Source organism: Pelomicrobium sp. (genome assembly GCF_036803785.1).
GTDB lineage: Bacteria > Pseudomonadota > Gammaproteobacteria > Burkholderiales > UBA6910 > Pelomicrobium.
On sequence record NZ_DAIRTR010000212.1, the window covers coordinates 1 to 3,192 of the forward strand.

Here is a 3,192-nt window from a genome sequence, read left to right on the forward strand (position 1 = left end):
GGTCTGCTCCGGCAGGACGCGGGTCGCCCGGTTAAGCTCGGTGACGCTGAGGACCCGCCCAGGATCCAAACAGGACGCGCTGAAATCCACTTGACAAACCTTTTAATCCACATTCTCCCCGTCGGGACGGGCCTCGGCGCGGAAGCGACCGGGCATTACCTCGGGAAGCCGCGTTTTATTGTATAAGTGACTGAAAAATAAAAATAAACTTTGGCGTTCAAAAATTAATCGCGGCAGAAAAAAACTTGTAACAAAGCCAACTTAGCCCGTGCTTTTACAGATTACCCACAAAGTTATCCACAAAGGTTGTGGACAACGACCGAGGCCACTATCGGCTGTCGCGGAGGTCGCTTCAAGCGTAAGGCCTTGTGCCGTCGCGCGGCTTGCGACGCCTGGTGCTTGCGGATAGAGTTACCACATTTTTTCTGTTCGGGCTTTAGGAGCACGGATTTGTTTGCCCTCATCGAAGCGGCCGGCTGGCCGATCTGGTTTCTCATCGTCGCCTCCATCGTCGCCGTGGCCATCATCGGCGAGCGGCTCTGGTCCCTGCGCCAGAGCCAGGTGGTGCCGAAGGATCTCCTCCACCGGGTGGTGCAGGAGTATCGCAAGAATGGCGTCAGCGAGGAGCTAATCGCCCGCCTCAACCGGGGCCCGGTACTGGGGCGCGTCTTCGCCGCGGGCCTGAAAAACATCCGCAGCTCCCGGGAAATCATCAAAGACTCCATCGAGGAAGCGGGCCGCGCCGCCACCCAGGAGCTCGAGCGCTTTCTCACCATGCTAGGTAGCATTGCCGCAGTGGCGCCGCTCCTGGGTCTGTTCGGCACGGTGGTGGGCATGATCGAGATCTTTGGCTCCCAAACCCCCACGGGCAGCAATCCCATCCAGCTCGGCCACGGCATCTCCATCGCCCTGTACAACACCGCTTTCGGCATTCTGGTGGCCGTGCCTAGCATCCTGTTCTACCGCTACTTCCGGGCCAAGGTGGACGCAATGGTGGTGGAGATGGAGCTCCAAGCCATCAAGCTGGTGGAAGTCCTGATGGGCGAGCGCAGGGCATGAACTTCCAGCGCGGTCGGCAAAAGGATGAGCCGCGGATCGACTTCGTTCCGCTGATTGACGTGTTGCTGGTGATCCTGATCTTTCTCATGGTCACCACCACCTACAATCGGTACTCGGAGCTCCAGATCAACCTGCCCGAGGCAGGAGCGGAAAAGCAGCCCGAGCGTCCCAATGAGATCACGGTCGCCGTAGACCCTGCAGGGCAGTATACGGTCAATCATCAGCCGGTGCGCTTCACCGGCATCGAGGCACTGGTGGAGAGCCTGCGCCGCGCCGCGGCCGGCGCTGCCGAGCCGGTGATCGTGATCGCCGCCGACGCCAAGGCCACCCACCAGTCCGTGGTGAACGTGATGGAGGCGGCGCGCATCGCTGGCTATAGCCGCATCACGTTCACCACCCAGGCGCGGGAGCGCTAAGAGTAGCCGCGCCTCCAAGGCGGCGCGTCCATGCCAACGGACCGTGCGCTGGGATCCTTACGGCTCCTTTCTTCCGGCCCTGCTATGGGCCGATCTGCGGGACCGCTGTGCTGGCCGGCCGCAACAGGCAAACGCCCGCTGGGGCTTTGTGCGCCCTCCCTCCGAGGGAAAGACGATCTGGATCGTGGCGGCAAGCCATCCTCGCAGCGTGCGCCTCGGCGTCGAGCTCGTGCGCGCCATTCGGCAAAAGCGCCTGGACGTGCGGCTGGTGTTCACTTTCGAGCAGGAGTATCCCTGGGCCCTCGCGCCTTTGCGCGGCAGCGCTCGCACCGGCTGGGGATTCGGCCCCTGCGACCATCCCCTCGCCGTGGGGCGAACACTGCGGCGACTCAAGCCCCTCGGGATCGTGTTCGCGGGTGTCTCCCCGCGGCCTCATCTGGCTCGGGCCACTGCCCGTCTTTCCCATCGGCTACTGGTGGCGGCGATCCCTGGCCCGGCGGCGGTGTACGAACGGATCTACCCTTCCACGGAGGAGGAGGCCGCCTGCGCCGGAAGCGCTGCCGCACCGGCTGCAAATCTCCTCACCCTGGTCATGCCTTCCCAGGTGGATCCCAACTTCGCCGCCTTGGTAAACGGCCCCGCTCACCGGTCTTTGTGGTGGTGGCACGGGGTCGACCCCCGGGCGCTAGAGGGCTTCCTTGCTTCCTTCCGGGCGCTCTTCCCTCGCGACCCCCTCTTCGTCACCGGCCTCCCACTCCGGCAAGCGTCGACACTGAAGCCTGTGGCGATCAGCCACTGGGACAGGACGCCCTTGCCCGACGGGGCCCTCGTCGCCGTGGATGACCCAGCTTGGCTCCCGGCAGTGGCGGCCGCCTGTGTCGCCGCCCACTTCGACGCCCGGGACGACGAGCATCTGTGGCAGGCGTTGGGCGGCGGGGCGGTGGCGAGCCGCCGCCCTGGCATCCCGCTGCCCAAGGCGGCCTTGGCTTGCACCGTCCCAGAACGGGTCGACGCCGGTGAGGTTGTCGTTGCCTGGCAAGCTTGGCAACAAAACCCGCACCTCCAGCGGGAGTTGAAGGATCGGGCACGCCAAGCCTTCTGGGCCGAACGGCGCCTCGCGGGCAGCGTGCGCGATGAGCTGCTCGAGCGGATATTCAACTGGGATTGACCCCGGCGCCGCCCCTTCGTCAAACTGAGCCCGCACAATCCGGGGCCCGTTCCCATGACCTCCACGGCACGCTGGATCGAGCGCCATTGGTGCCAGACCACCTGGCTTGCGGCTTCGCTTGTCCCCTTGAGCCTGCTCTTCGGGGCGGCCGCCGCTGCCCGTCGCGCCCTGTACCGGGCAAGGCTCCTTCGGTCAGAGCGTCTCCCCGTGCCCGTGATCGTAGTGGGCAATCTCACCGTGGGAGGCACCGGCAAGACCCCGTTCGTCATCTGGCTCGTCGAGCGACTGCGCGCCCTGGGATGGCGGCCGGGGATCGTGAGCCGGGGCTACGGTGCCACGGAGGCCGGCCCCGCCCCGGTGCAAGCCGGCGCCGATGCGCGCCGGTTCGGCGACGAGCCCGTGCTCCTCGCGCGCCGCACCGGCTGCCCGGTATGGATCGGGAGAGACCGGGCGGGCGCCGCCCGGGCGCTCCTTAAGGAGCGGCCCGAATGCAACGTCATCGTCTCCGACGATGGCCTGCAGCACTACCGCCTCGCCCGGGACGTGGAG

Annotated in this window: 4 protein-coding genes; all 4 read left to right on the forward strand. The window is 65.7% G+C overall.

What is annotated here, in order from left to right; translation table 11 throughout:
* Positions 1-450: 450 nt before the first annotated feature.
* Entirely contained in the window at positions 451-1,059 is a 609-nt protein-coding gene (locus V7Q81_RS15315; protein ID WP_333845049.1) for a MotA/TolQ/ExbB proton channel family protein, read from the forward strand.
* Positions 1,056-1,475: an ExbD/TolR family protein gene (locus V7Q81_RS15320; protein ID WP_333845052.1), complete on the forward strand. Its 420-nt coding sequence runs from the start codon at positions 1,056-1,058 to the stop codon at positions 1,473-1,475. The genes V7Q81_RS15315 and V7Q81_RS15320 overlap by 4 nt, the downstream gene beginning before the upstream one ends.
* Positions 1,476-1,518: 43 nt before the next feature.
* Complete coding sequence (locus V7Q81_RS15325; protein WP_333845054.1) at positions 1,519-2,643, forward strand: hypothetical protein; 1,125 nt, start codon at positions 1,519-1,521, stop codon at positions 2,641-2,643.
* Between the two features lie 54 nt (positions 2,644-2,697).
* Positions 2,698-3,192: tetraacyldisaccharide 4'-kinase (gene lpxK / locus V7Q81_RS15330; RefSeq protein ID WP_333845057.1), on the forward strand; the 495-nt coding region annotated here is incomplete at its 3' end.

Excerpts from the sequence above, each read along its gene's own strand:
- V7Q81_RS15320 (WP_333845052.1), top strand. The coding sequence starts at position 1,056 with ATGAACTTCCAGCGCGGTCGGCAAAAGGATGAGCCGCGGATCGACTTC.